The sequence below is a fragment of the Sphingorhabdus lacus genome (genome assembly GCF_009768975.1).
Lineage (GTDB): Bacteria > Pseudomonadota > Alphaproteobacteria > Sphingomonadales > Sphingomonadaceae > Sphingorhabdus_B > Sphingorhabdus_B lacus.
The window spans coordinates 1,973,588-1,998,434 of sequence record NZ_CP035733.1 but is presented as its reverse complement, the minus strand read 5'-3'; the positions used below and the strand labels follow the sequence as shown (position 1 = coordinate 1,998,434).

Genomic DNA, 24,847 nt, shown 5'->3' with positions numbered 1-24,847 from the left:
TGGCGATCTGCGCTCAGTTAATAATTATATTCTAGTATCTTATCCGGTGTCAGGCCTGACTGACACCGAATTGAGCACTGCTTGGCGCTTGTTAAACAGCCCCGCGCCGGACTTTTGCTTCTCGATCAGTAGGGACTTCAGGATCTTCCCGGCGTAGCCTTGACCGATACCAAGCGATTGAGTCCTTAGTTGTTCGTGCATGGGGGAACTTATCCATCACCCTTGCTAGCACCTCTTCGTTTGTCATCCCCTTTTTGATCTCTGATTCCGCTAGCGTGCCTATCGTACGGCCCCAGTGCTCTTTGAGCAGAAACGTGTTGATAGCCTCTCTGGCAGCGTCTGACAGATTGACGCCGAGATCCTCCGCGACCTCCTCCAAACCGGCATACTGATCTTCACGCAGACTAATTGTTATACGTTTCTGCATTTTGCTGCTTGACGCATCACTTGTCATCACTTATCTGCTCCCTCACGTTGCATCACTGTGATGCTCGTAGCGAATGAGTGTAGGAGAAGCAAGATGATATACGTTAGTTTTAATGCAGCCCCTGGCGACAGAATGGAATGTGCAGTGAAGTTTGATACGGACTTTGAAGCAAAGGCACTATTGGCTGGTCAAAGCATGCCGGTCACATGCGATATTGACATTCCAATGACGCCGACGATCCAAGCTTTTATAGCAGACCTGATTGAATCCGCCGCCATTGCGCGTTTGAAAAGCGGCACCGGCTGCCTTGGGAGAGCCTGAATTGGACCAACTTCGTGAAGTAGGCAATCAAAGTGCAAGTTCGTCTAACCGAAGATAAGTAAGCCAGAACTCAAATTGCCCATTAGTACCAATCGGATGTTCGCCTCGGTGTTTATCAAGCACCGTGGCAGACACCGAAAATAGGTCACCCGGCGCTAATGTTGGTCCCGAATTTTCCCCGACCAGCCCATTCCATCATCTGTGTGTTGCACCGAGGCAAATGCGTCTCGGCCATATCCTGCGATGGCAGGTAAAAGCTTGGGCTGCGCCCGGGCATGGTCGATCCCAGAAGCTTCGAGCGAGACGCGAGAACCTTCAAAGGAGTAAAACATGCCCGCACCCACTGCAAAGCTCGGCGTCAAATGGCTGAGCCCGACCGATATCAGGTCAACACTAGACAGCATTCATACTAACCGTAATGCCCACTCAAACTTGCTTCGCCGACTGACCGAAAATGTCGAACGGCATAGGCAACAGGTTTCAGAGTCGCTCCGTAGCCTTGACGCCAAAGATCGCCCATCTGTTGTGGCGAAATCAGTAAGCGGCAAGCGTTTGGAATTAGTGCGGGAAACTGCCGACCAAAGACTGGCCCACACTCGCGAGCTAGTTGCGCTGTCAGACCGCATCAAGTCGGCAGCGATACATTACAAAAGCCCTGTGCAAATGTTGATGCGCGATACCCTTGGATCCGAACGTCGCAGCCGCATCATGCAGCAGATCGCCAACTCCGGCCCTGTGGAGCTTGCGAGCTTGGCCGAGTTCGCTGCTGCAACGTCTGATAAGGAACTGGCCGCTGCGCTTTGCAGCCGCGTCTCTGACCTTAACCGGATTGATCGACCGTTCTCATCGGTAGATCTGGCTAACGTACTATGTGGCGAGCTTCACCGAGAGCTCGGGCAGGCCATTCTGGAGGCCGAGCGGCGTGTTTTAGAGGCACTCAACGAAGATACCGAGTTCGAAACTGGAAAGCCCAATCCGCAGCGTTCGGTGGAGATCGCGATGTTGAAAAAGCGCGAGCAAGAAGTTGGAGCATATCAGGCTGATGACGAAGTAGAGGAAGGGGCAGCAAACGACGATGCTGCACTGATTGACGACACGCCAACTGGCCGCATCGAGTCTGGTCTGCAGTCCAGACGGAATCCCGGCTCAACTCCTGCTAACCCTGTATAAAGGACGGAATAGGTCATGACTGATTTTGACCCATGCTTTATTGCAGGCGCCATAGAACGCTTCTCAGGTTATCAGATCGTAGGTTTCTATGAAGCTTATCGGCTCCTTGGTGGCACTGGCGATCCAGACATGATGCCTGTCGAGATGCGTAAGAACCTGGTAAGGTTGCTCACATTTCTTGGATATAAAGAGCAGTGGGCAGGTACGAAAGAAGGCGATGACGTAAGCCTAATGTGGGCGCGAAACCCATGGCCTGCCGACTTTCTCAGTTCCGGGGAAAAAGAAACCTGGATTGCTGCCTTCGACGTCAAAAAGTAACAAAACCACCCGGTCGGCAAGACTGACCGGGCCAACGTACTAGCCGCTGATTGTGATTTGAATGCTTTCGACAGGAACGCCAAAATAAATTGCTAAGCCTTTTTTTGCTTCGGCGATATTGAATCCTGCATCGTTGTTTTTGGCTTCTGGCTCTGAAACGTTTGCGAGACCTTCGGTAGACTTTGGCATTGGTTTGAAAACTAGTTTTGCAATATCCAAGCCCATTGATTTCATGGCTGAGGTGTCGGAATAGGTTACTGGGTTTCGTTCCATGCCGCGAAATTCAGGAATTGAAACCTCTGCATATTCACTGAATAGAATTATGTATCGGTCGCGGTCGTTGCGATTATCAACCTTCCTTATTCCGGATACTTTACCAACAAGGAAAGCTGATCGGTGTGGTTCCGGTCTCACTCCGCATTCTTCGTCGTACTTTCTGTCGGCATTGCGTGTGCAAACCACATATTTAACGTGGTTCATGCTGCTTGGGTTGAGAACCCATGACTGCGTGCCTCCTGCCTCCAAGATGGCATCCACCGTTTTGGCCGTGAAAACAATTAAAGCTCCGTCGTGCATTTTCATATTCCTCTGTCTGGCACGGTCCTTACTAATAGATCAAAATATATTGTCAATAAAAAGTACATAAAAACTATAACGGATTTATAGTCAATCAGTTTGCTCAGGGCGCTTCAATTTTGATAGCCAAATCATGAAACGCCACTTTGCCAATCAGCGAGCGATGCAGGGAACGTGCGCACACCTGTTGTAAGACTATTCAGCGGATTCATTGGTGAAAATGTCACAAGATTGCGCCTCGAGCTAAACTTTTCACACGATAAGTTAGTTGATGACGCCGAAATCGATATTGCCTAATCAAGAGGCACTGAATGGAGGCCTCGCAACCCCAATTGTGCGGTTTTATGACGGATTTCGTTGATTTTGTATTTCACGCTCGGCATCCTTTTCCTTAAGTCGAACGAAAGGCTTTAACCATTTCGAGCCGGCGCGATTTCTTCCCATTAAAAATATTGCGGGTAGAGCTGAGTTGCTATTTTGTTCCCTAAAGTTGTGTGCCATACGCGATTAGATTAACGAGAGGTTTCGATATGAACGCCGTAGAATTATTTGTGGGTGCGGGCGGCATGGCACTCGGCGGCAGTAAGGCAGGCCTTAAACCTAGGGCCGTTGTTGACTGGGACAAATGGGCTTGCGAAACAATCAGACAAAATGCGCGTGCTGGGATCGCTCCCTTTTCCCGCTGGCCACTGCACGAATGCGATGTGCGCCAATTTCGTTATGACCAAATTGGTTCCAAAATCGACGTAGTAACCGGCGGCCCACCATGTCAGCCATTTTCACTTGGTGGCCGTCATATGTCATCGTCCGACTCTAGGGATATGTTTCCAGAAGCCGTGCGCGCAGTCCGGGAATTGCAACCGAAAGCGTTCGTATTTGAAAATGTAAAAGGGCTCACAAGGACAACATTTAGAAATTATTTTGAATATATTCGGTTGCAACTAAAGCACCCGGAAATTGTGCAATCTCAAGAGGAAGATTGGACCGATCATCTTCGTCGGTTAGAAGACTTTGAATCTGCTAACGCGGACCGCGGGCTTTGCTATCAGGTCTTAACGGAGGTTTTGAACGCTGCTGACTTTGGCGTCCCGCAGAGACGAGAGCGGGTTTTCTTCGTTGGCATAAGAAGCGATCTGAAAGCTGCTTGGCATTTCCCTAAGTCTACGCACTCGCGTGAGCAATTAGCCGTCGAAAAGTGGATAACGGGAGATTATTGGGAACGCAACGGGGTCGACAAGAAACGGCAGGGTGCTGCGCCAAATAAATTGCCTACGCGGAGCAAGGTTCGAGCTGGGATTAAAGCATGGAGAACAGTGCGAGAAGCTTTAGCTGACTTACCCGATCCCGAAAGAGATCCAGAACGTTGCAAGCAGATATTAAATCACCGGTTCCAACCCGGGGCGCGATCTTATCCAGGGCATACTGGAAGTCCATTAGACGAGCCGGCAAAAACTCTAAAGGCCGGAGTGCACGGTGTGCCCGGCGGAGAAAATATGCTTCGCCGCCTAGATGGTACTGTTAGATATTTCACGGTGCGCGAATCTGCTCGACTACAAACTTTTCCAGATGAAATGGCTCTACACGGATCGTGGTCTGAAGCCATGCGGCAACTAGGTAATGCTGTCCCTTCAGATCTAGCTAAGACTGTAATCGAGAGTGTTTTGAAATCTATCAAATGAAATTTGTAATTCGATCATGCATCCGCTTTAAAACCGGATCGTGAATTTGATCATTGAGTTCGGCGACTCGCTTTGCGATCAAGTCAGCAGCCACAGTCGCTCGTTCAGTTGAACCTTGTGGGCGACCGCCTCTCCCGGGATGTAATGAATCCCACAAGGGTGGCTTGCCACCCATCCGGTGCACACCCACAACTTTACTACCAAAACTCATGCCGTTCCAAGGTGGCCTAAAAACCCGTATCATCACTGACTCTGCGAGAGCAATATAGGCGTCGTTTAATACCAGGTAACGACACGAAAAATCCTCTATCGAGAGGTTTTGCACTGAATCAATTGATTTGGCGTGTTGGTCTATGCGGTCAAACAATTTTTGTTTCGAACTGGACTTAGGATTGAACCCTTGCTTCGCGCTCTCTCCGGCAGCCTTCCCTATGTAAACGGGATACTTGGCTCTCCCGGCGTCATAAGCGATTAAGTCAGCATAAGCAGGGTGTGCCCCGCGATAATACAATGCATAAATACCTGCACCTCGGAAAGGGGTTTGGGGAGGCATTTGTACAAGGGGCTGTTCGAGCAATTCAACCGCAAGAGTTACACCTACGTTCTCAACAGCAAGCGGATCGAAAGGGTTAAAGTCAGTGTCTAAAGAGCTTTGTTTTTTAGATGGCATACCTCACACAGTTGCATCAAACATTTGGCAGCTCAAGCTATAGATTCCTCAGAACTGAGATAGGTTATTAGCGTGTCGACCCGACTGCGAATTGAAGCCGCGTCGTTTGATGATCGAGCAAGCTCGTCGTACTCGATCCAATCAAAATTGATGCTTGTGTCTTCGGACGCAAAGGCATCACGGTTTGCTTCTCGCGCGCGCTCAAAGTTTAGTAGCTTTTGTCGAGTTAAGTTTGTTTGCGGGTGTTTTGAGAAAAGCACGTAATAAACAACAACCATACCACTTGATTTTAGCAGTGGGTCATTGTTTGCGAACACGGCTGTCATATCTTCTAAAGTTGCCTTAGTGCGTTCGACAACTTGCGAAAAAGCGCTTTCTGGTCGAAGCCGATTTGATTTGACGAAATCATCTAATCGAGCTTTTTTCGTATCAACGACAGTCGGATAGTATTCCTCAATGAGTAGCTTTGCTGCCACATCGTAGTGTCGATAGCGGGTTGGGGGGAAGGCAACTTTGTCCGTGAGGAATCTGTGGCCAGCTAAATTTCGAATGATGTTAGGTAATGCTCCACCAAAGGCATTGCGCTTCTCAGCCGCGTTCAGTGGAACAGCCTCATTCAGTCGAGAAAACATGTCCTCGATGAAATCGAGGTCGTCGGCCGTCACGACCATCACTGATAAGCTGCGGGCATGGAGCTTTATTAGCAACCGCGGATATTCCTTTTCGATATCCGAAAAGGTCATCCCAGCTGCGTTATATTCTTCATTTTCGTAAAACTTGAAATCAGTGGAAAGCGCAAAACTTCCGTCGATGAATTCCCAGATTGTTTCTAGCCGTTGGCGGCCGTCGATGATCGCGTAATCTTTCCCCGCGCGTGCATGGACACCGGTCAAATAATGAAAATACAATTTGGGAATATCGTAACCGTTTAAAAGGGAGTCGATGAACAATTGCTTATTTTTGAGTGACCAAACGCCACCTGGACGCTGATAATCAGGTGACAGCTCTACAGACTCTCGAATATCGTTAAGAGCCAGTACAGAAGAATCTGGCATCTCGTGAATGTGAAAGCTTTTCATTGATTACCACCGATAATTTGGTCGCGAGCGTGGTTTGCCACGTTTTGCAATTCTGGAAAAAGAGATAGGCGATTGACGTTAAGCATTTCTAAGCCTGTTCGCAATTCGGCGACCACGTCGCCAGGTATGATATAACGCCAAATATGATCTAACCGAGCTCCCTCATTAAGGGGATCGAGATTTTTATGATGTAGCGTGAACACACCTTGCTGGACTTGTATCCGCGCATTGTTGCGAGCAGCAATAGCTGCAATGGGTTCCAATGCAAAACCTGTGCGCAGAAATTGTGAGGGCAGGTAGGATTTCAAATCCTCATCATCGTCAAAACCTGGTATATCTGCTTCATGAGCACCTGCCCATTTGGAAGCCCTGTTTAGACCAATGGGATCCATGGCCCAGAGAGCCGCCGCACACTTTGGATCTACCGGACTGTCGCCATCCAACGCAAAGTACAAACCAACAAGAGCGCTTTCAGTCCAATCAAGCAAACGCGTGGGGAGACCGTGATGCTGCATAATAAAAAGCCACTCCCACTCTGTCGCAGGACGTGAAGGTACGTGAGAGAACGCATTTTGCTTAAAACGCTTAAATAACGCCCTTTCGGCATCAACCCCACCATGTCGAGTAATGTTTGGCTGAAGATCCCATGAGGCGTCGCGTTGACCTCTGTACCAAGTGGGCTGTCCTTTAGGCAGGTCTTCCTTCAGAAATTCAATCAAATCTGAAAGCGATCGAACCTCTTTATCGTCGTACTTCATTCTCAACCCCCTTACACTTGAGTTGTTGTATAGGAGTTCGCTCAACGCGGCAAAAGTATTTACGGTATCTATGCGGTGTTCGAGACACCGACATCGTACGCGATAACGATTTTTAGCTTACAAATATATGATAAATAAACAAAAAATGGTAGACGCTGAGGGGTTCGAACCCACGACCCGCTGATTAAGAGTTGGATTTCGATGGTTCCCCATGTGTCCATAAACGTCTGAAAAATAGTAAATATCTATCTTGCGCTGTCTCCATTGTTCTTGTAATGTTCACTAGTAGGTAACGCCAAATGTTACCTAGGTAACGGACAATTCTGGGTAGTTTTATGAGCGGTCAGAGGCAAGATTTGGAGTTTCAGAAGCGCTTAAAAATTGGGCTCACGGACGCCAAGATTAAGGGCTTGGCGAAGCCGCTCCATGGTCAAGTGGAGTATGCAGACCAAACCGTCCCTGGGTTAAGGTTGCGAGTAGGTGCATCGGGCGCAAAAACATTCATTTTGCGGAAACGAGTTGGCGGTCAGTCACGAAACATCACGATTGGTCGCTTTGGACCTCGATGCGGGTTGGTCGATGCCCGCCGCAAAGCTCGGCAAATGATCAACGATATCGAGGCAGGCAGCGACCCCAGCAAAGAGACAAAAAAGAGCAGGCAGGTTGCTGCCTTAACTGTTCGGAACATGTTGCCTGACTATCTTGCCTTCAAAGCTGGTCGCCGACGTATTGATGAAACCGAGAGAATATTTAACCGAAACATTTTGCCTGAAATTGGTGATCGCTTGGCAGACAGTGTGACGCGAGGGGACGTGACGCGGCTGGTGGATAAAGTTGCACGTAAGGCGCCGGTCCAAGCCCGAAATGTTTGCGCCCAGCTCAGCGCGTTTTACACATGGGCGCTGCCGCGTCTTGATCGCTTAGATTCAAACCCTTGTCGCGATGCTGGTCGGCCGCCTGCGCCAAAGGCTCGCGACCGTGTGCTTTCGGATCGTGAATTGGCAGTATTGTGGGATGCCCTGGGCAATGAGCACGAGCCTTGGACCTCGGCAATCAGACTTTTGATTTTGACCGGTCAGCGAAGGAACGAGGTGTACTGCGCGGAATGGGTCGAATTCGACACAAAGCAACGCATTTGGACAATTCCTGCCGCGAGAGCAAAAAATGGCAAAACCCACATTGTGCCGCTTTCCGATTTTGCGCTGAATATCATCGAAAAGCTGGAGCGAACAGGCACGAGTTCAAAGCTCTTTCCTGCCAAATCTAGTCCTCATAACGGCGCCAGCGGGTTCAGCAAAGTTCAGGCGCGGCTTCGGTCGGCTGTTGAGAAAAAGCTTGGGAATGTAGATGAATGGCGACTTCACGATCTGAGACGCACTGTAGCAACCGGCTTGCAAAGAATTGGTGTAAGGTTGGAGGTGACGGAAGCCGTATTAAACCATGTGTCCGGAAGCCAAGCAGGCATTGTTGGCGTCTACCAGCGCTACAGTTTTTCGTCTGAAAAGCGATCTGCTTTGGATGCTTGGGCGGATGAGGTACAGCGTATCCTGCAAAGTGAGCGGCACTAATTTGGTTTCGCTCCTACTGGTTTCGGGCAGTCAACTTCGAAGGTATTTGTGACGACCAATTCACTTCAAGTCGATCAAATCCAATTTTGAATCCTTCGACCACGACCATGCCTCTTGATGGCAACTGGACACCCTCGGTAGGTTGCAGCACCCATACGCTGTTATCAGCGGTTGTGATGATCGTTCCACGCCGACTCTGCTTGATATGGCCGGTAACGCGCAATCTCTCCGCGGTGCTCATTAGTCTCCCAAATTCCCCCGCCAAAATGACAGAATGCTCCGGACATAGGCTGGCGTCTCACCATTCATGGGAATCCCCTTCACACGAGACACTGCTCCTGGTCCAGCATTATAGGCAGCAAGTGCCAGATGGATTTGACCGAAACGGTCAAACATCTGCTTTAGGTACCGGGCTGCACCGGTAATATTGGTGTATGGGTCGAAGCGATTTGCGACGCCCAGCTCCTTTGCAGTTGCAGGCATTAACTGGCCCAAGCCGCCGGCACCTGCATGGCTCACAGCTATCGGATTGTACCTCGACTCAGTCCAGATCAGCGCATCGAGTAGCCCTGCGGGTAATCCAAACCGGGTTTCGGCGGCATAGACGTGCGGCAGAAATGCCGCTCTTCGGAAATTTGTCGGACGTTTTTTTGGTTTGAGCTGAGGACTCGTTTGCAACTGACCTGCCTGACTGCCTTCAGTGGCCGATTGTTCGGCCGCTTCGTACCGAGACCCCGCCTTCCAGTGGCCGTGTTCAATCAACTGAAATCCCGACTCGTCATTGATTCGGTAGCCGATCGAGGACGTTTCGGAGGCTTCGTTGGGCGTTGGGCTCGAAACTATAGCCTGTGGTTCATCCGGTAGTTCGCTCGCGAAAGCCGCTGAAAGCGGCACTGCGGCCAATAGTCCCAGGGCAACATATCTCATCACTTATTCCTTCTCGCGATTGTTGATGCGAGAACATACAATGAACATGTATGTGTAGGAAAACTCCACACGGTGCAGAGTGGAGGCGGCCAAGGCCACAGCGAGCCTTAGGCAACAGGAATGATCGATGACGAAGACCGCAAAGCATGTGCCCATTGCCCTCGAAAGACGCGCACGACAGATTGTTGACGCGCTTGGCGGCCGTTGGACGGGTCGGCAGGGCATGTGCTGTTGTCCGGCCCACGACGATCAGACCCCGTCGCTTTCCGTCGGGCTGACAAGCAATGCGATCCTGTTCCACTGCTTCGCGGGTTGCACGAGCGACGAAGTTCTTGAAGGCTTCAAGCGGCACGGCATCCAACCGCGCGATCTGTTCGATGGGAAGGGCGGACCGATCACTATGGCCGCGAAGCCGTTCGGACCAGATGCCAACGCTTGCAGGCTTTGGCGCGAAGCTGTTCCGCTCGCAGACACGCTCGCCGAGCGCTATCTCGTCAATCGATCCACACCACTTCGTTCATCTGAATTGCGGTATCTCGACCGAACGCCGTTGGGACGAAAGCCCAACGTTCGCTTTCTGCCTGCACTCATTGCGGCAGTGCGCATGGATATCGGCATCGTCGCGATCCAACGCACGTTTCTCGATCCAGCAACTGCGATGAAAGCCGCATTCTTCAAACCAAAGCGCGCGCTAGGGCAATTGGGGGCAGGGGCGGTTCGCCTGTCGGAGCCGTTGAATGGGAAGCTCGGATTGGCTGAAGGAACAGAGAGCGCGCTTTCGGCGCAAACTCTGTTTGGCATTCCTTGCTGGGCCACGCTCGGAAATGAGCGGTTCGGCATCGTCTCACTTCCTGAAAGCGTCACCGAGTTGCACCTGTTTGTCGACAACGACAAGGGAGGCGAGCTGGCGCTGAAGCGCGGGATGGAGGCTTATGCGCACCCAGGACGAACGATCATTCCGCACCAGCCAGATCGTCCCGGCAATGACTGGAACGATGAGCTTCTGGATCGGCTTGGCAGGACGGCGGCTGCCTGAAGGCAGCCTGGAGGGGAGGAGGCTCTAGGTCCTTTGAGGCCCGGTCGGCAATCCTGCGAAGATCGCTGGCCTCTTTCAGGAGGCCGAACCCATGAACCAGCCCGCATTCATTCTCGAATTCTCGCCCAACGAAGTCCCTGCGATCGCTGCTGCGCGTAGCCTAGCGGGCGATCTTGCTGCCAATGTGCCGATCACGCGAAAACATCTCTCAGAGACCTTTACCCGACTGACGGGCGCTACCGATGCTGACAATCGCTGGTCGCTTTCTGATACCCATGCCGCAGTGGAGCTGGCGCAACTTCTCTACTTGCAAGCTCTATCCAAGATCACTCCTGCCAGCGAAATGGCGGAAGCCTTTGATTGCTTCGACAGAATCGAAAGCCTTACGCCAATCCAGTATTACCGGTCCGAAGAACAGGTTCGATTTCAGCAATTCTCGACACCGTTGCGCCTAGCCTGGATCGCGGCGCGTGCGGCTGGATCGTCGAGCCGTAACCTGACCCTCGAACCGTCGGCCGGAACCGGCATGCTGGCCTATTGGGCGCAGCAGAGCGGCTCCAAACTTGCGCTCAATGAAATCCATGTCTTGCGGCGCGACGCACTCCATACGCTCTTCCCTGATGTAAGGACTTCGATGCACGATGGTGAGCTGATCGACGAGCTGCTCGATCCTGCGATCTTGCCTGACACCGTCCTGATCAATCCGCCCTATTCGGTGGGGCTTGAGCGCGGCGAAGATGGCCGCACAGGTGCTCGCCATTTACGTTCTTCGCTGGCCAGATTGGCAACTGGCGGCAGAGCCGTTGCGATCATGCCCGAATGGTTCGACCTCCATGCCTTTGTTGAGCGCTCACGGATGCCGCTCGCCGTCCGCCTTAATGTTTCAATGGACCGCGCCTTTGCGCGTGCCGGGACCTCGATTTCAACGCGGCTTATCGTTCTCGACAAGGTTGACGATAATCGGACTCCTGTGACCTACCATATCGGTGATCTCAGCGAGCTTGTGTCGCTCGTTGATGCCCTGCCGATCCGTGCATCGCACCAGCCGCTGCCTGTGCCCGCCCGACCCTTAAGGCCCGCTCTGCGAGTAGCGCCGCGAACGATAAGCCGCCCAATCGCGCCGGTTCCTTCGATCTCATCCAACGCTGCTGAACTGCATGCGCTCGAGTTTGTGCCGCTCGATGAAGCGGCTCCCATTTCCGAGCAGGTGGGTCACTATCTCCCATATCGGCCCAGCCGGATGATCATCACCGGCGCGCGCAATCATCCAACGCCGCTCGTGGAATCGGTCGCGATGGGCTCGATTGCTGCACCCATTCCCCATGTCCAGCCGCTGGTTATGGCAAATTGTGTTGCTGACGGACTTCTGTCCGACGCGCAGCTCGAAACCTTGGTCTATGCAGCAAATGCCTTCGAGCGCGATCTTCCCGGCCTCTATCTGCCCCATGACAATGGATGCAGTTTGCAGCCGCATGAAGAAGGCTCAGTCTATCGTTGCGGCTATTTTCTGGGCGACGGTACGGGTGCGGGAAAGGGCAGGCAGGTTGCAGCCATTTTCCTCGACCGTTGGCTGCGCGGCGAACGTCGTCATATCTGGCTGTCGAAAAACGAAGCGCTATTGGAGGACGCACGACGCGACTGGAGTTCGCTTGGCGGGCTGCCGCTCGACGTCCAGCCGCTTTCGCAATGGAAACTCGGGCATAAAGTCACGATGGCCGAAGGCATCTTGTTCGTGACCTATCCGACGCTCCGGTCGGGCCGCGCCGATGCGACGCGGCTGCAGCAAATCCTCGATTGGGCTGGCGATGACTTTGACGGTGTGATCGCCTTCGATGAAGCCCATGCAATGGCCAATGCCGCAGGTGGGGAGGGGAGCCGGGGTAAGGTCAAAGGCAGTGAGCAGGGCATTGCTGGCGTACGCCTCCAAAATCTGCTGCCGCGTGCTAGAGTTCTTTATGTCTCCGCCACCGGCGCGTCCGATGTGAATAATCTGGCCTATGCAGCGCGGCTTGGCCTGTGGGGCCCGGAAACCGCCTTTGCGACCCGCGAGCGCTTTGTCGATGATATTCGCAAAGGCGGAATTGCTGCAATGGAACTGGTCGCCCGCGATCTCAAATCGCTGGGCCTTTATACAGCACGTGCGCTGTCCTTTGCCGGTGTCGAATATGACATACTGGAGCACCAACTAACTGAGGTACAGATCCGGGTCTATGATGCTTATGCTGAAGCATGGGCGATCATTCATAGCAATCTGGGTGAAGTGCTCGAAGCCACCCGCATCGTCGATGCAGATAGCGGCATTACGCTCAACAGGGGTGCCAAGGCTGCAGCCCTTTCGATCTTCGAAGGCACCAAGCAGCGTTTCTTCGCGCAGCTTCTTCTCTCGATGAAGCTGCCAAGCCTGTTGCCAGCGATCGATACGGTGCTGGCGGAAGGGAATTCGGCGGTGATCCAGCTCGTCTCGACGGCCGAAGCCATGCTTGACCGGCGACTTGCCGATTTGACCCCGGAAGAGCGCGAGCATCTCGAAATCGATCTCTCGCCGCGCGAATATGTGGTCGACTATCTGCTGCAAAGCTTCCCGGTCCGGTTGATGCAGGTGTTCGTCGATGAAAATGGCGATGCGCGTTCCGAGCCAATGAGCGATGCCGACGGCAATCCTGTCTTGTGCCGTGCGGCCGTCGCTGCCCGTGACGCGATGATCGAACGACTGTGCGCGCTTCCGCCTGTCGCCACCGCGCTTGATGCCATCATCGAACGCTTTGGTGTCGATGCAGTGGCCGAGGTCACAGGACGCTCGCGGCGTTTGGTGGTCGGAACCGACGGTAGTCAAAAGCTTCAGTCGCGTTCGCCCCGCACCAATGTCCTCGAAACCCAGGCCTTCATGGACGGCGACAAGCGCATCCTTGTCTTCTCCGATGCCGGTGGCACAGGGCGCAGTTATCATGCCGATCTGAATGCGAAGAATCAGGAGCGCCGGATCCATTTCCTGCTCGAGCCAGGCTGGCGTGCCGATGCTGCCATTCAAGGTCTCGGCCGCACCAATCGGACAAATCAGGCATCAGCGCCGTTGTTCCGCCCCGTCACAACCAATGTTCGGGGCGAACGGCGCTTCATTTCGACAATAGCGCGGCGCCTTGACAGTCTGGGTGCGCTCACGCGCGGCCAGCGCCAAACCGGCGGGCAGAATCTGTTCAATCCTGCCGACAATCTTGAGAGCAATTACGCAAAAGACGCGCTCATCCGCTGGTTTCATCTGCTCTTTCAGGGCAAACTCGAAGCCGTCAGTCTTGACCGCTTTCAAAAATTGTCAGGCCTCAAGATTGAAGCCGAAGATGGCGGCTTGCTGGATGAGCTACCGACGATCCAGCGATGGCTCAATCGTATCCTTGCCTTTCCGATCCATTTGCAAAATGGCATATTCGATGAATATCTGGGCCTTGTCGAAGCCTGCGTCAATGCCGCGCGTGCTGCAGGCATGCTCGATCTTGGCGTCGAAACTATCGCTGTCGAGGATTATCAAATAGTCTCGGATCAAGTCCTGCGCACCGACACTGCATCGGGTGCCACGACCCATTTGCTTGAGATCGAGATTGCGCGCCGCCAGCGGCCGCTCGGCTTTGACGATCTCGCCAAAATCCATGATCTAGGGGCTGTTCATGCCCGTCCGATGCAAAACGAACGGTCCGGGCGCGTCGCGCTTGCCGTGCGTGCGCGCGGGCTTCTCACCGATGACGGCGAGCGCATCGAACGATTTGAACTCGTCCGGCCCTTGCGCGCCGAATATCTGACATCCGAGCAGCTTGGGACAAGCAACTGGCAACCGGTCGGGCGCGAACAGTTTGAGAATGGCTGGCGCGCCGAGACCGCCGAAGCGCTGGCATCGCCAAAACGCGAGCGACTCCATCTTGCGACCGGCCTGCTGCTGCCAATCTGGGACAAGCTTCCGGGCGATTATGTTCGGGTGAGCCGGATTGCAGCGAAGGATGGCCGTTCACTTCTGGGGCGCGAGATCGGCATGGGCGACATTCCAGAGTTGGCGCAAACGCTAGGCAAAGATCTCGATCAATCCCTGGATCCAGCCGATATTGCATCGGCCGTTATGAAAACGGGCAAACCATTACCGTTCCGCAGCGCGGAAGCGCTGACGGTTAAGCGCTCGCTCGTCAATGGCAGCCAGCGGCTTGAGTTGACGGGTTGGTCTGCTGACCGCTTGGATTGGTACAAAGCGAAAGGCTGCTTCACCGAGATCATTCGCTATCAAACGCGGCTGTTCGTTCCATCCAGCGATGCGGCCGCGATAGTCGCTCGCATTGCCAGCCGGCAGCCGTGATTGGGGATTTTCCGAATATGCGGCGCGATGCTTCAGCCGGATGCGGAAGAGGTCAGCTTTTCTACCTTTGCCAGGAAGAACCGCTCGCTCCAAAGATCCGCCGAGCGAAGCTCCGCTGGCCGGAGGAACCGTGCTACATCGTCACCCGCCGCCTTCCAATCGATCTTGGTGATTGCGTCGGAAAGCGCCGCTTTCAGCCACGCGATATCGACGGGAATGGTCTCATCGCCTTTCCACGGGCCTGCCTGAACAAGTGCGTTCCGCAAGAGGAGGAGATTGGGCGCGATATCGCGCGAGACATACCAGGAAAAATCGAACCAGTCGCGACCCTTCAAAAAGCCGCGACATAACAGCGCATGGATCTTGAGCGCGAAATTGGACTGCAGATCCTGATGACGAACTTCATAGTCCAAAGGAAAATCGAGAAAGCTGGTGGCCTCGCCCGAGCCCAAAGGCGGATTAACGTCGATCTCAAGCTTGATCCGGATTGCCTTCCGCCGGTCTTGGCCAGCAAAGGATAGGTCCAGCTGATTGGCAACAGAATCGTTCTTGAGAAGAGCTGCATGGATGGCCTTATCCATTCGGGCAGGCGGCTGCGCGTCAAGCTTGACGCCGAATTCGGCAGCGACTTGGATGAGCCCGCTCAGATAAGGCGACCAGTCGAATTTTGGGTCAGGTGCGCGCAGCAGAAAATCCAGATCTTCTGAAAACCGCGGCAGTCCGTGCAGGATACGCAGGCTGGTGCCTCCCTGGAACAGGGCGACATCGAAAAAGTCACTTCGCCATAGCGCATAAAGCGCAATTTCCTGGAGGATTTCCTTGACCGCATTTTCCTCTTCAAGCGGATTTGCGGCGGCATATCGGTTGAGACGCTCCTTGATCAGATCAATCATGTCTCGAACTCCGTCGGCCAGTTGCCTTCCCGCTCACCAGCGCGTCTCCGAGTTGGTCGAGAAACGCGTTTACAGCCTTATGCTTGTAGACGGGCTTCAAAGCGGTAAAATCTGCTCGATTGAGCGCAAACAGATGCGTTTCATCGATCCGCATTCCGCTCGTCAGCCACTCCAGGCCTTGCCAAGGCTGTTTGCGCAACGCTACGAGATCGAGGATGGCCCGCAAGGGCTGCGCGACGAGAACGGTATGCTTGCCGAGGACGACCCGGTCGACGCTGGTCAGCAGGCGATATTGATGGATAGCGAGTGGGTGAAAGGCAAAGCTGCCGAAGGCTTCGGTTGCATATTCTAGCGTCTTACGGCCTGGCGATACACTGGCAGTTGTAAACACGCTTTCCGGGATCCAGCCATGATAGGAAAGTGCCGTCTCGAATGAGATGTAACTGCCGGGAAGCAGGCTTTGCGCGACGGCAAAGGGATGGACCGGCTCGGTCCGATAGTCAGCTGCGAGCACATATGTGCCGCGCTTGATGCGGACAAGCGCTCCCTCCTTGATCGCACGGTTGACCAGCCCGTACCGGCGCGCGGCACTACCGCCAACAAGCTCTGCGAGCTGCCGCTCTTCAAGGACGCGGCCTGCCAATCCCGCTTTTGAAATTTCTTTGACCAAAGCTGTCATAAAATTCTCAATACTTCCAAAATATGAAAGTTTCAAGAATTTTATCCCCATTGGCCGATTGGCCTGAGCAACGCAGGATGAGCGCCGTTCGCTCATCGGAGGAGAGAGGGGAGGGTTCCTTGAGCGGTTGGGCTCTGGCGGCCGAATGGCGGCGCGTCGGCTCGCACTTCAGGAGAAATCCCATGATCAAGTCAATTCCGTTGAACAAGCTTATCGCGTCCCCCCGGAACGTCCGCAAGCGCTCTGATCCGGTTGCAGATGCTGAACTCAAAGCCAGCGTTGCAGCGCACGGCCTTTTGCAGAACCTTGTGGTCCGCGAAGGCAAGAAGGGCCAATATGAGGTTGAAGCAGGCGAACGTCGCCGCAAAGCCTTGCTCGCGCTTGCGGCTGACAAGCAGCTGGCGCGCACGTTTCCGGTTCTGTGCCTGGTTCTCGACGGCGATGAAACGCAAATCCTTGAAGCCAGTCTTGCCGAGAACTTCCACACGTTGAAGATGAACCCGGCCGATGAAGCACAAGCTTTTGCAAGCATCATCGAAACCGGCGCAACGCCTGAAGATGTCGCACGGCGCTTTGGCTTGACCGTCCGCTTCGTCGAAGGCCGGTTGCGCTTGGCATCGCTTGCCCCTGTGGTGTTCGAAGCGCTGGCCGCAGGCGAGATCACGCTCGATATGGCGAAAGCTTACGGCGCGACCTCCGATCAGGCCATCCAGGCGCGTGTCTATGATGAAGTCGTCCAATCCTGCTACCGCGCGTCGCCCGACAGCATCCGACGAATGGTCCTCAACAGCACCGTGCGCGGCAGCGATCCGCGTGCCAAACTGGTCGGGAAGGACGCCTATCTTGCAGCTGGCGGGCGGGTCGACCGCGAGCTGTTCGACGATGAAGAGAATGAAAGCTGGCTCGACGTTGCGCTTCTGGAAAATCTTGCCAACGCCAAGATGGAAGAGGCGGCAGCCAGTGTTGCGGCAGAGCAGGGCCTTGCCTGGGTCAAGCCGACGCTCGACGTCTATGTGAGCCATGACCTTGTCGAAGGCTTGCACCGCGTACCCGTCCCGCCGCGGGTTTACTCCGACGAGGAACTCGCGCGCATCGAGGAGCTTGATGCCGACTATGACGCGCAGGCGGTCATCCTCGAAGATGAAGATGCGAGCGAGGACGATACTCGTGCAGCGTCCGAAGAAATCGAGCGCATCGATGCCGAAATCGCCGCAATCCGTGACCGCCCGGTCGAACTCGACGCAGATATAAAGCGCGAAAGCGGGATGATCCTGACGCTCGGCCGCGACGGCGTGCCTACGCTCCAGCCGCAATATTTCACGGAAACGCTTGTCGTGAGCGCAGGCGAGGAAGGTGCGGTCGAGGTCGTCAGCAGTGGACCGGGTGACAAGCCCGCTCGCGCGGCGATGTCGCAGCGGCTCGTCGACGAACTTGCCATGCAACGCCGTGACGTACTGGCACTCCATGTCGCAAGCGATCCCGCGCTCGCCCTCGACCTCTTCGTGTTCATCCTGGCCGACGCGGACACCTACCGCTGGGCATCATCCCCCGGCCTCACCATCCGGGGCTCTGCCGCCTCGGGTCCGGCGCACGACTTTGAAGCGAAGGATGCAGCGGCCACCGTTGCAATCGCCGAGCTGCGCGGCGGTCTCGATGAAAGTTGGCGCGCGGGCGACAGCACTGCCGAGCGCTTCGACCTGTTCCGCCGTCTTGACGATGAAGCGCGTTCGGCATGGCTTGGCTGGGTGGTCGGCCGCACGCTTGAGGCGAGCCTCAATGTGAGCGGCAATCGCGGCAATGTCTTCCACGATCATCTGGGGCAGTTGACCGGGATCAACATGGCAGCCTGGTGGCGTCCGACGGCTGCCAATTATTTCGACAGGGTGTCGAAGGCCGTCATTCTCGAGGCCTTGACCGATGTCGGTGGCCCGACGCTTGCTTCGCGTTTCTCGGCTTCGAAGAAGGGTGAACTCGCCGCAAGTGCTGAACGCATCTTTGCCGGCAACTTCATCACCGAAGTTGAAGTCAAAGAGCGCGCGCTCGCATGGCTGCCCGCAGCCATGCGCTTTGCGGATGCATCTGGCGATACACCTGCGACCGAGGCCGATGCCGACATCGCAGCAGACGCAGCAGACGGTGCTGAACCGGATGCCGGTGGGTCGACCGCCGAAGATATGGTGATCAACCAGGAAACAACCGACAATGCAGGTGTCGAACTCGCCGCCTGACCTCCTCCTGACAGGACGGGTTTGAGCCTGCGTTGGAAGCGGCTCCCTTGGCAAGCAAGGGGGCCGCTTCTTCTCATCGCCAACCGCAAGAAGAGGAGAGGGGGCCTGTGGTCCATGTCGATTGCCGGACTGGTCCGGCCGACATTCAGGAGTTTCCCACATGGCCTATCATTCGAAACGCGCTGGCCTGTCGCCTGCGACCCGCATCACCAACCAGATCATCGAGAGGCTCGAGGCGGGAACCAAACCCTGGGTCAAACCCTGGCGTGGCCTCCCGGTGTCGCGCCCGTTGCGCAGTTGTGGCACGCCCTATCGGGGCATGAATGTTTTCTGGCTCTGGATGGTCGCCGATATGTGCGGCTACGCATCGCCCTATTGGATGACCTTCGCGCAGGCGAACAAATTGGACGCGCAAGTGCGCAAGGGCGAGAAGTCGACCATCGCGATCTTCTACAAAAGCTATTCCAAGGAGGTCGAAGCTTCCGAAGCTGGAGAACCACAGGAAGAAAGCCGCCGTGTGCTTCGTGCCTATGCCGTGTTCAATGCCGACCAGATCGACGGATTGCCCGAACGCTATCATCCCGCGCACGATCTTGCGCTGGTCGAACCCGAGGGACGCAAAACCGAGCTTGATGAATTCTTCGGTCAGATCCCGGCGGTACTTCGCCATATAGGCTCTGAGGCCTATTATGAACCGTCGCCCGACCGGATCACCATGCCGTCACCCGAGCTGTTTTCAGGCTTTGACCATTATTATGCGACGCTTGGTCACGAATTGTCGCACTGGACCGGGCATGGATCACGGCTCGACCGTAATCTCAAAAACCGCTTCGGCAGTGCGGCCTATGCCGCCGAAGAACTGATTGCTGAATTGTCGAGCGCGATATTGGGCGCTGAACTCGGACTTCCCGTTACCCATCTCGACAATCATGCAAGCTATATCGACCATTGGCTCAAGCTGTTGCGCGACGATGACCGCGCAATCCTGACTGCAGCCGCGCGCGCCGAAGAAGCAAGCGCCTTGCTTTTGAAACTCGGTGGCCGCGAATGTGGCGTCAGTGAGGCAGAGCCCATGACAGAAGCGGCCTGAATGCGGAGCATTCATCGATGCAAAGATTATACTATTCATTTGAATGAATATATGTCATTATATGCAAATGAAAGGAAGCATGATGGCTACCCGTTTCAAGGCCGATGCACAGGAGGATGCCCGCGTTCTCACCTCTGCTATTGCAAGAATAGCAGATTATTGGGGTCTGAGCACCGCCAAATTGGGGACCATTCTCGGTCTCTCGCAGGCGACCGCCTCGCGGTTGACCACCGGGCGCACCATGCTCGATCCGGCGTCCAAGTCCTTTGAGGCGGGACAATTTCTGCTGCGCTTGTTCAGAAGCCTGGACTCGCTTCTGGGAAGCGACGACGCGGCAGCGCGCCGCTGGCTCCAGACGCATAATCTTGACCTTGATGCCCGGCCGCTCGATCTCATCGACAGCTTCAAGGGCCTACTGACCGTTTGCGACTATGTGGACGCCCACCGCGCTCGCGTCTGAGGTTCGTGCCTACGAAGGCCAAGTCTGGCGGGTGGTCGAGGCGCAGCACCGCATCTCGACCAACAGGCTTGCTGCCTCGCTTGCCGATCAGGCACGGCTTGAGGCGCTTGCGGAAGCCGCCAAACCGGATTTGCCCAAGGCCGCACAAGGTCTTCATTATCTGCTGGCTTCGCCCTTCCGCTATGGCCATCGCACTCCTAGCCGATTTCGTCGTGCCGATGAACGCCCAGGCATTTTCTATGCAAGCGAAGCCGAGGCAACCGCCATTGCCGAAACTGCCTATTGGCGCTTGCGCTTTTTCTTGCGTTCACCGGGGTTCGAGCCTTCCTCAGCCACGAGCGAGCATTCAAGCTTCACGGTCGACGTTCGCTCTGAGCAGGCGATCGATCTGACCTGTCCCCCCTTTGATGCCGAGCAAGCGCGCTGGACCGATCCCAACGACTATAGCGCCTGTCAGGACCTTGCTGCTGCCGCCCGCGAGGCATCGCTCGCTTTGATCCGCACGATATCGACGCGCGATCCGGAGGCGCGCTGCAACATCGTCATCCTCGAGCCAAGCGTCTTTGGTGGGCGCGATCCCGTGACGCAGCGGACCTGGCATTTGCGCTACGAAGAGGATCGTTTGACCGCATTTGCTGCCTTTCCGGCCGAGGATCAGCTGGTGTTCACAGCCGCCGGGTTCGGATTGGTCGGTCCTGGCTAAGGGTCGCAGACGCACTTACATGAATTCCTGACGCCTGAGGCGCGCGGCCACCGCCACAGCGAGAGAGGCCCTGGGCCAGCCGCCAGCCCTGCGCAACCCGCCCGGGCAGGCCCGTGTTGCGCTTGTTACACAAGCGCTGCCCGCGCCAGCCTGCCCTTGGCAGGTTCCCCTTCCGCTTCGCGTCGGTGCGCTTGCCTGCCTTCAGCTGGCCCTGACGGGCTCTCGCTGGCGGAGAGGCCGCTAGCAGCTAACTGTCAGGAGAACCACCATGCAAACAACTTTTGCCGAGCAACTTGCCGGGCTCGATCTTTCCGGTTTCACCATAGGCCCGCCTCCCGTCACTCAGACCGACTTTCCTTGCCCCGAGGCAGTCGCGCAAACACTTGAAGGCGTCTGGTCGGATCTTTTTGCGATGTTCAGCGACACAGCGCTTGAAGCCGATGCCGAGGATCTAGGCTGGGGCCTCGTTAATCTCTTTCACCGCGCGGCGGAACGCAAATCTACTGCGCTTGATCGTGCCACCGACGAGGTACGCGCGCTTGTGGCGAGCAACGATGGTTCGGAAATTTCGACGCACGAACTCGAAACGCAGATCGAACGCGCGCAATGTGCTGAGGCAAGCATGTTGGCGCTCGAAGAGATGCGTGAATTTGCCGCCGCGCTTTACATGAACGAGTTCGGCTCGTCCTGGAAACCCGTCTCCAGTTCGCGTTTAAATCATGGCGCCATGCTCACCTCGGCTGTGGTGCAGGGTCGCGACTTTTTGCGCGCAAGGAGCGCGTCCAAGAAGCGCGCCGCGATGCCCGAAGGTACCCCCGTCATATTCGCAGGCGGACGAAGCCGCTTTCCAACCGACGATGAAGCCAAAAGCTTTGCAACCAATGTCTGGGCCACACTCGACAAGGTGCATGGCACGGTTCCCGACATGGTGCTGGTGCATGGCGGCGATACCAAGGGTGTCGACCGGTTGGCGGCATCCTGGGCCGAACGTCGCGGGATCGCCCAACTGACCTTTGCGCTCGACCGGCGACTGGGTGCGCGCGCCGGGTTCAAACGTAACGAGCAGATGCTCTCGCTCGATCCGCGTTATGTCGTCGCCTTTCCGGGAAACGGCGTCCTAGAACGTCTGGTGATCGATGCCAAAGCTGCCCGCGTGACGGTCGTTGATCGCCGCGGTCCGCTTGGCACCTCCCCGAAGGCAAAAACCCCCACATCCGGGCAATGAGCCACCCTTCATTCGCGCCAGCGCCTCCGGGCGCTGGCGTATCTATGCCCAGAGGGGAGGCGTCCTTGGAGCTGTTGAGCCGCTGTGGAGGGTCAGCAGCGGTTTCGTTCACAGGAGGACAAGGACATGAATGACTTTTCGCAATTGGCCGCCAACTATCTGGCAGGTCAAGCCGAACGAAGCGCGATCGCTGACCAAGAAATTGTGGCGATGAAAGCAGTATTGCTGCCGCAGCTTGCAGCACATGGGATACTCACCGTCGAGATCCGTTTCGATGGCTATGGCGATAGCGGCGCGATCGAAGAGATAAGCTTTTTTGGCGCCAACGGCAAGGTGATGGAATGTCCCGATGTCGATGTCGCGTGCAAGGGCAAGGATGCTGTCAAACTCGCCTCTTTACTCGAAGATTTTGCTTATGAAGCGCTCGAACGGCACCATGGCGGATGGGAGATCAACGAAGGCGCCTTTGGCGAATTGCTGATCGATGTGGCAGACGCCAGCTTCCAGCTCGACTGCAATTTGCGCTTCATCTCCCATGACAGCCATTCGACCGAATTGTGAGGGAGGCAGATCATGGCACATTGCTATTATCACGCACTTTCTTCGGTGCGCAAATGGGGCGGAACGCCAGATGATTATCTCGCGCTCCACCAATGGTTCGACCAGTCGAAAGCGATCTTCGCCGACCCGCGCCACCGGGCCTTGCGCCACCATGCCGAGGGTATCTTCATGCTCGAAACGCTCTTCGGGGCGACGATCACTAACAGCGATGGAAAGCATGTCCCTGTCCGCCTGATTGGCGAGCAGCATGTCCTTGAAGACCTGGGTTTCATCCCCAGTTTTGCCGATTGGGGCCGCCTCATTGCACCCCAGGCCTGGATGTTCAAAGGGCGCCGCCTCGACCAGCCATCGGATGACACACCGCCTGTGGAGGTTCCTTCAGCACCGTTTCCGATTGCCGCTTGAACTTTCCCGGCTGCGGGCTGGGCTGTGGCGACATGAGGATGCGAGATTAAGCCTTGCCTGAGGCGGACCGGGAAGGGCTAAAACTGCAGAACGAGGAATGAGATAGCGACAGCATCTCTTCTGCAGTCTGTCTGCACCGGGGACCATACCGGCTTTTGCGAACCGAGGTGAACCAGCCAGCGGTCGGTTGCAACCCGAACGCTGCCGGCCGTGTTGCCCTTGCAGGGCTGCCCGCACCACCCGGCGCTTGTCGGGTTTCCCGCGTGAACGCGGTGCAACCGCCCGCTTGCCGTTTCTCCTTTTCCGTTCGCAGCCGGGGATGGTCCCGGATGCAGCATTCAGGAGAAGTATCATGACCAATCTCGTTATCCTCGTCGGCCGCATTTCGCGCGACCCCGAAACCCGCTCAACCCAGGGTGGAAGCTCGATCACCACGATTAATGTTGTCACCGACCGACCCGCCCGCAACAAGGAAGGCAAGACCTACAAGGACGAAAACGGCTACACCGTGAAGGATGCCGAATTCCACCGCGTGACCTGCTTCAATGGCTTGGGAGCAAACGTCGCCAAATATTGCAAGAAGGGCCAGCTGGTGAGCGTTGAAGGCCGGCTCCATTATTCGTCGTGGGAAGACCAGGATGGCGTCAAGCGCTATGGCTGCGAAATCTATGCGGACAAGGTTGATTTCCACACCAAGCCGCGCTCGGGCGAGAATGAAGACGCGCCGCCGATCGACGAAGATTAATCGGATGCCGCCACCAAAAAAGGCCCCGCTGGCGCGAGCTGGCGGGGTCTTTTCTTTTTGTCTGTAGCGAGGGGCGGCGGCAGGGGCATCGAGCCCCGTGCCGCCGCCTATAGGCGTTCAGGCCTTGCCTACTTTGGCAAGCGCTGCATCGATGCCAAGTGCGCCTGTCTGCTTCAAGAGCAGCCGCAATTTTGCAGGCTCGATGGTTTCTGCGCCGCATTCAAGCAGCACTTTCCCAAGTTCATTGGCAGCATCGGTGCGGAGTTTAGTTTCGCGCGCATCGAGTTCGCTTCTTTGGGCTTGCAGGCGTTTGAGCGCATCGACTGCGCTGGTTTTGGACCGGGCCATAAGATGTCCTTTCGCTGGCCGTTGGTCCCCTCCGATCTGCACATTATTGGCACCACCCGCGTGTAGGAAAATGAAATCTGCAGCAAAGCTTCCAAACCCATCCAATAAGGAGTGGAGGAGGAGGCTCTCTCACAAAATTCCAAGTCTAATGGGCAGGGCCAGGGCCGCGTCAAGGACGACAGGGCCCCACCATTTTTCCGGATGCGGCTCGGCTTTGCCGTAGCGCATCCGGAAAAATCGTTGCCCCCATCGCCGCTGGCGCGACCGCATGTACCATGCGGTCCCTGACCCGTCCTTCCTGCCCATTGTCCGCATCCTGATGCGAAGCATCACTTTAACATCAGGAGGTTATCATGAACGGTTCACAAGCACTCGAAAACGCACAACGAAAAGCCGACGAGCAGGCGCTTATGGCTGCCATGCACTGCGCTTATGCACGGTCGTTTCACAGCTACTTCAATCAATATATCCTGACCGATTTCGAGCGGGGCTATATCGTCGTCGACGAAGGCGATTATGGGGCATTACCCCAACATCTGGTTGACCGGATCGTGGACTCGGTTCCAAGCCAAATGCTCGACATGTTTTGACGCAAATACGCCCAAGGGGAAGTCCTTCACGGGCTTCCTCTTTTTTCTTGCTCGCGCG

General features: G+C 55.5%; 26 protein-coding genes. 16 read left to right on the top strand and 10 right to left on the bottom strand.

Translation table 11 applies throughout. The features are described from left to right. Window positions 1–91: 91 nt before the first annotated feature. On the bottom strand, window positions 92–454 hold the full coding sequence (locus EUU25_RS09385; protein WP_246162991.1) for a ribbon-helix-helix protein, CopG family: 363 nt from the start codon (window positions 452–454) through the stop codon (window positions 92–94). Window positions 455–571: 117 nt separating this feature from the next. Between EUU25_RS09385 and EUU25_RS09380 the strand changes: the two genes are divergently transcribed. From EUU25_RS09380 to EUU25_RS09370, 3 genes are all read left to right on the top strand, one after another. Then, window positions 572–748, top strand: coding sequence for a hypothetical protein (locus EUU25_RS09380; RefSeq protein WP_158900387.1), 177 nt, complete (start codon window positions 572–574; stop codon window positions 746–748). Window positions 749–1,078: 330 nt separating this feature from the next. Further along, window positions 1,079–1,918, top strand: coding sequence for a hypothetical protein (locus EUU25_RS09375; RefSeq protein ID WP_158900385.1), 840 nt, complete (start codon window positions 1,079–1,081; stop codon window positions 1,916–1,918). A 15-nt stretch (window positions 1,919–1,933) separates the two neighbouring features. After that, entirely contained in the window at window positions 1,934–2,236 is a 303-nt protein-coding gene (locus tag EUU25_RS09370) for a hypothetical protein (RefSeq protein WP_158900383.1), read from the top strand. Between the two features lie 39 nt (window positions 2,237–2,275). Here EUU25_RS09370 and EUU25_RS09365 read toward each other — a convergent pair whose 3' ends face one another. Then, the gene (locus EUU25_RS09365) at window positions 2,276–2,818 is read right to left on the bottom strand and encodes a hypothetical protein (RefSeq protein WP_158900381.1); all 543 of its coding nucleotides are present in this window, start codon (window positions 2,816–2,818) and stop codon (window positions 2,276–2,278) included. A gap of 524 nt (window positions 2,819–3,342) precedes the next feature. On the opposite strand from EUU25_RS09365, the gene EUU25_RS09360 reads away from it, so the two are divergent. Further along, window positions 3,343–4,491 carry a DNA cytosine methyltransferase gene (locus EUU25_RS09360; RefSeq protein ID WP_158900379.1) on the top strand — a complete coding sequence of 383 codons (1,149 nt, stop codon included), beginning with the start codon at window positions 3,343–3,345 and terminating at the stop codon, window positions 4,489–4,491. On the opposite strand, the gene EUU25_RS09355 is transcribed toward EUU25_RS09360, so the two are convergent. From EUU25_RS09355 to EUU25_RS09345, 3 genes are read right to left on the bottom strand one after another with little or no spacing between them, the layout of a single operon-like run. Further along, the gene (locus tag EUU25_RS09355) at window positions 4,484–5,161 is read right to left on the bottom strand and encodes an Eco29kI family restriction endonuclease (RefSeq protein ID WP_158900377.1); all 678 of its coding nucleotides are present in this window, start codon (window positions 5,159–5,161) and stop codon (window positions 4,484–4,486) included. The two genes, EUU25_RS09360 and EUU25_RS09355, sit on opposite strands and share 8 nt — an antisense overlap. 32 nt (window positions 5,162–5,193) lie before the next feature. Continuing rightward, entirely contained in the window at window positions 5,194–6,240 is a 1,047-nt protein-coding gene (locus EUU25_RS09350; RefSeq protein ID WP_158900375.1) for a DUF262 domain-containing protein, read from the bottom strand. Next, on the bottom strand, window positions 6,237–6,998 hold the full coding sequence (locus EUU25_RS09345; RefSeq protein ID WP_158900373.1) for an FRG domain-containing protein: 762 nt from the start codon (window positions 6,996–6,998) through the stop codon (window positions 6,237–6,239). The genes EUU25_RS09350 and EUU25_RS09345 overlap by 4 nt, the downstream gene beginning before the upstream one ends. Before the next feature lie 335 nt (window positions 6,999–7,333). Between EUU25_RS09345 and EUU25_RS09340 the strand changes: the two genes are divergently transcribed. Beyond that, entirely contained in the window at window positions 7,334–8,566 is a 1,233-nt protein-coding gene (locus EUU25_RS09340; RefSeq protein ID WP_158900371.1) for a tyrosine-type recombinase/integrase, read from the top strand. 13 nt (window positions 8,567–8,579) lie between these two features. Here EUU25_RS09340 and EUU25_RS09335 read toward each other — a convergent pair whose 3' ends face one another. Both EUU25_RS09335 and EUU25_RS09330 read right to left on the bottom strand, forming a co-directional pair. Beyond that, entirely contained in the window at window positions 8,580–8,807 is a 228-nt protein-coding gene (locus tag EUU25_RS09335; protein WP_158900369.1) for a DUF5818 domain-containing protein, read from the bottom strand. Continuing rightward, on the bottom strand, window positions 8,807–9,493 hold the full coding sequence (locus EUU25_RS09330) for a lytic transglycosylase domain-containing protein (protein WP_158900367.1): 687 nt from the start codon (window positions 9,491–9,493) through the stop codon (window positions 8,807–8,809). The genes EUU25_RS09335 and EUU25_RS09330 overlap by 1 nt, the downstream gene beginning before the upstream one ends. 127 nt (window positions 9,494–9,620) lie before the next feature. Between EUU25_RS09330 and EUU25_RS09325 the strand changes: the two genes are divergently transcribed. Together EUU25_RS09325 and EUU25_RS09320 are read left to right on the top strand one after the other, a co-directional pair. Continuing rightward, window positions 9,621–10,529 (top strand): DUF7146 domain-containing protein, encoded by a 909-nt coding sequence (locus tag EUU25_RS09325; protein ID WP_246162634.1) that lies wholly within the window; start codon window positions 9,621–9,623, stop codon window positions 10,527–10,529. 91 nt (window positions 10,530–10,620) lie between these two features. Next, on the top strand, window positions 10,621–14,862 hold the full coding sequence (locus EUU25_RS09320) for a strawberry notch family protein (RefSeq protein WP_158900365.1): 4,242 nt from the start codon (window positions 10,621–10,623) through the stop codon (window positions 14,860–14,862). Between the two features lie 32 nt (window positions 14,863–14,894). Here the strand turns inward: EUU25_RS09320 and EUU25_RS09315 are convergent, their stop codons facing one another. Together EUU25_RS09315 and EUU25_RS09310 are read right to left on the bottom strand one after the other, a co-directional pair. Beyond that, a complete protein-coding gene (locus tag EUU25_RS09315) occupies window positions 14,895–15,755 on the bottom strand; it encodes a nucleotidyl transferase AbiEii/AbiGii toxin family protein (RefSeq protein WP_158900363.1) in 861 nt (286 codons plus the stop codon). Next, window positions 15,748–16,434 (bottom strand): type IV toxin-antitoxin system AbiEi family antitoxin domain-containing protein, encoded by a 687-nt coding sequence (locus EUU25_RS09310; RefSeq protein WP_158900361.1) that lies wholly within the window; start codon window positions 16,432–16,434, stop codon window positions 15,748–15,750. Before EUU25_RS09310 ends, EUU25_RS09315 begins: the two co-directional genes overlap by 8 nt. A 182-nt stretch (window positions 16,435–16,616) precedes the next feature. On the opposite strand from EUU25_RS09310, the gene EUU25_RS09305 reads away from it, so the two are divergent. From EUU25_RS09305 to EUU25_RS09270, 8 genes are all read left to right on the top strand, one after another. Continuing rightward, window positions 16,617–18,662 (top strand): ParB/RepB/Spo0J family partition protein, encoded by a 2,046-nt coding sequence (locus EUU25_RS09305; RefSeq protein ID WP_158900359.1) that lies wholly within the window; start codon window positions 16,617–16,619, stop codon window positions 18,660–18,662. Window positions 18,663–18,822: 160 nt separating this feature from the next. Continuing rightward, the gene (locus tag EUU25_RS09300) at window positions 18,823–19,752 is read left to right on the top strand and encodes an ArdC family protein (RefSeq protein ID WP_158900357.1); all 930 of its coding nucleotides are present in this window, start codon (window positions 18,823–18,825) and stop codon (window positions 19,750–19,752) included. A 79-nt stretch (window positions 19,753–19,831) separates the two neighbouring features. Continuing rightward, window positions 19,832–20,212: an antitoxin Xre/MbcA/ParS toxin-binding domain-containing protein gene (locus tag EUU25_RS09295; RefSeq protein ID WP_246162633.1), complete on the top strand. Its 381-nt coding sequence runs from the start codon at window positions 19,832–19,834 to the stop codon at window positions 20,210–20,212. Next, a complete protein-coding gene (locus EUU25_RS09290) occupies window positions 20,184–20,915 on the top strand; it encodes an RES domain-containing protein (RefSeq protein ID WP_158900355.1) in 732 nt (243 codons plus the stop codon). Before EUU25_RS09295 ends, EUU25_RS09290 begins: the two co-directional genes overlap by 29 nt. Window positions 20,916–21,183: 268 nt before the next feature. Continuing rightward, complete coding sequence (locus EUU25_RS09285; RefSeq protein WP_158900353.1) at window positions 21,184–22,140, top strand: DUF2493 domain-containing protein; 957 nt, start codon at window positions 21,184–21,186, stop codon at window positions 22,138–22,140. A gap of 126 nt (window positions 22,141–22,266) precedes the next feature. Then, the gene (locus tag EUU25_RS09280) at window positions 22,267–22,701 is read left to right on the top strand and encodes a DUF6878 family protein (protein WP_158900351.1); all 435 of its coding nucleotides are present in this window, start codon (window positions 22,267–22,269) and stop codon (window positions 22,699–22,701) included. A 12-nt stretch (window positions 22,702–22,713) separates the two neighbouring features. Continuing rightward, window positions 22,714–23,106: a DUF6915 family protein gene (locus EUU25_RS09275; RefSeq protein WP_158900349.1), complete on the top strand. Its 393-nt coding sequence runs from the start codon at window positions 22,714–22,716 to the stop codon at window positions 23,104–23,106. A gap of 352 nt (window positions 23,107–23,458) precedes the next feature. Next, a complete protein-coding gene (locus tag EUU25_RS09270) occupies window positions 23,459–23,851 on the top strand; it encodes a single-stranded DNA-binding protein (protein WP_158900347.1) in 393 nt (130 codons plus the stop codon). Between the two features lie 117 nt (window positions 23,852–23,968). Here EUU25_RS09270 and EUU25_RS09265 read toward each other — a convergent pair whose 3' ends face one another. Continuing rightward, window positions 23,969–24,199 (bottom strand): DUF6437 family protein, encoded by a 231-nt coding sequence (locus EUU25_RS09265; RefSeq protein WP_158900345.1) that lies wholly within the window; start codon window positions 24,197–24,199, stop codon window positions 23,969–23,971. Window positions 24,200–24,552: 353 nt separating this feature from the next. Between EUU25_RS09265 and EUU25_RS09260 the strand changes: the two genes are divergently transcribed. Beyond that, on the top strand, window positions 24,553–24,789 hold the full coding sequence (locus EUU25_RS09260; RefSeq protein WP_158900343.1) for a hypothetical protein: 237 nt from the start codon (window positions 24,553–24,555) through the stop codon (window positions 24,787–24,789). Window positions 24,790–24,847 lie beyond the last annotated feature (58 nt).

What these genes read in the sequence shown, in the direction of transcription:
- EUU25_RS09345 (WP_158900373.1), bottom strand. Translation starts at nt 6,998, where the DNA reads ATGAAGTACGACGATAAAGAGGTTCGATCGCTTTCAGATTTGATTGAA.
- EUU25_RS09305 (WP_158900359.1), top strand. Translation starts at nt 16,617, where the DNA reads ATGATCAAGTCAATTCCGTTGAACAAGCTTATCGCGTCCCCCCGGAAC.
- EUU25_RS09300 (WP_158900357.1), top strand. Translation starts at nt 18,823, where the DNA reads ATGGCCTATCATTCGAAACGCGCTGGCCTGTCGCCTGCGACCCGCATC.
- EUU25_RS09385 (WP_246162991.1), bottom strand. Translation starts at nt 454, where the DNA reads ATGACAAGTGATGCGTCAAGCAGCAAAATGCAGAAACGTATAACAATT.
- EUU25_RS09340 (WP_158900371.1), top strand. Translation starts at nt 7,334, where the DNA reads ATGAGCGGTCAGAGGCAAGATTTGGAGTTTCAGAAGCGCTTAAAAATT.
- EUU25_RS09330 (WP_158900367.1), bottom strand. Translation starts at nt 9,493, where the DNA reads ATGAGATATGTTGCCCTGGGACTATTGGCCGCAGTGCCGCTTTCAGCG.
- EUU25_RS09320 (WP_158900365.1), top strand. Translation starts at nt 10,621, where the DNA reads ATGAACCAGCCCGCATTCATTCTCGAATTCTCGCCCAACGAAGTCCCT.
- EUU25_RS09285 (WP_158900353.1), top strand. Translation starts at nt 21,184, where the DNA reads ATGCAAACAACTTTTGCCGAGCAACTTGCCGGGCTCGATCTTTCCGGT.
- EUU25_RS09290 (WP_158900355.1), top strand. Translation starts at nt 20,184, where the DNA reads ATGTGGACGCCCACCGCGCTCGCGTCTGAGGTTCGTGCCTACGAAGGC.
- EUU25_RS09280 (WP_158900351.1), top strand. Translation starts at nt 22,267, where the DNA reads ATGAATGACTTTTCGCAATTGGCCGCCAACTATCTGGCAGGTCAAGCC.
- EUU25_RS09270 (WP_158900347.1), top strand. Translation starts at nt 23,459, where the DNA reads ATGACCAATCTCGTTATCCTCGTCGGCCGCATTTCGCGCGACCCCGAA.
- EUU25_RS09360 (WP_158900379.1), top strand. Translation starts at nt 3,343, where the DNA reads ATGAACGCCGTAGAATTATTTGTGGGTGCGGGCGGCATGGCACTCGGC.
- EUU25_RS09355 (WP_158900377.1), bottom strand. Translation starts at nt 5,161, where the DNA reads ATGCCATCTAAAAAACAAAGCTCTTTAGACACTGACTTTAACCCTTTC.
- EUU25_RS09350 (WP_158900375.1), bottom strand. Translation starts at nt 6,240, where the DNA reads ATGAAAAGCTTTCACATTCACGAGATGCCAGATTCTTCTGTACTGGCT.
- EUU25_RS09310 (WP_158900361.1), bottom strand. Translation starts at nt 16,434, where the DNA reads ATGACAGCTTTGGTCAAAGAAATTTCAAAAGCGGGATTGGCAGGCCGC.
- EUU25_RS09265 (WP_158900345.1), bottom strand. Translation starts at nt 24,199, where the DNA reads ATGGCCCGGTCCAAAACCAGCGCAGTCGATGCGCTCAAACGCCTGCAA.
- EUU25_RS09275 (WP_158900349.1), top strand. Translation starts at nt 22,714, where the DNA reads ATGGCACATTGCTATTATCACGCACTTTCTTCGGTGCGCAAATGGGGC.
- EUU25_RS09365 (WP_158900381.1), bottom strand. Translation starts at nt 2,818, where the DNA reads ATGAAAATGCACGACGGAGCTTTAATTGTTTTCACGGCCAAAACGGTG.
- EUU25_RS09295 (WP_246162633.1), top strand. Translation starts at nt 19,832, where the DNA reads ATGATGGCTACCCGTTTCAAGGCCGATGCACAGGAGGATGCCCGCGTT.
- EUU25_RS09370 (WP_158900383.1), top strand. Translation starts at nt 1,934, where the DNA reads ATGACTGATTTTGACCCATGCTTTATTGCAGGCGCCATAGAACGCTTC.
- EUU25_RS09335 (WP_158900369.1), bottom strand. Translation starts at nt 8,807, where the DNA reads ATGAGCACCGCGGAGAGATTGCGCGTTACCGGCCATATCAAGCAGAGT.
- EUU25_RS09375 (WP_158900385.1), top strand. Translation starts at nt 1,079, where the DNA reads ATGCCCGCACCCACTGCAAAGCTCGGCGTCAAATGGCTGAGCCCGACC.
- EUU25_RS09260 (WP_158900343.1), top strand. Translation starts at nt 24,553, where the DNA reads ATGAACGGTTCACAAGCACTCGAAAACGCACAACGAAAAGCCGACGAG.
- EUU25_RS09325 (WP_246162634.1), top strand. Translation starts at nt 9,621, where the DNA reads ATGACGAAGACCGCAAAGCATGTGCCCATTGCCCTCGAAAGACGCGCA.
- EUU25_RS09315 (WP_158900363.1), bottom strand. Translation starts at nt 15,755, where the DNA reads ATGATTGATCTGATCAAGGAGCGTCTCAACCGATATGCCGCCGCAAAT.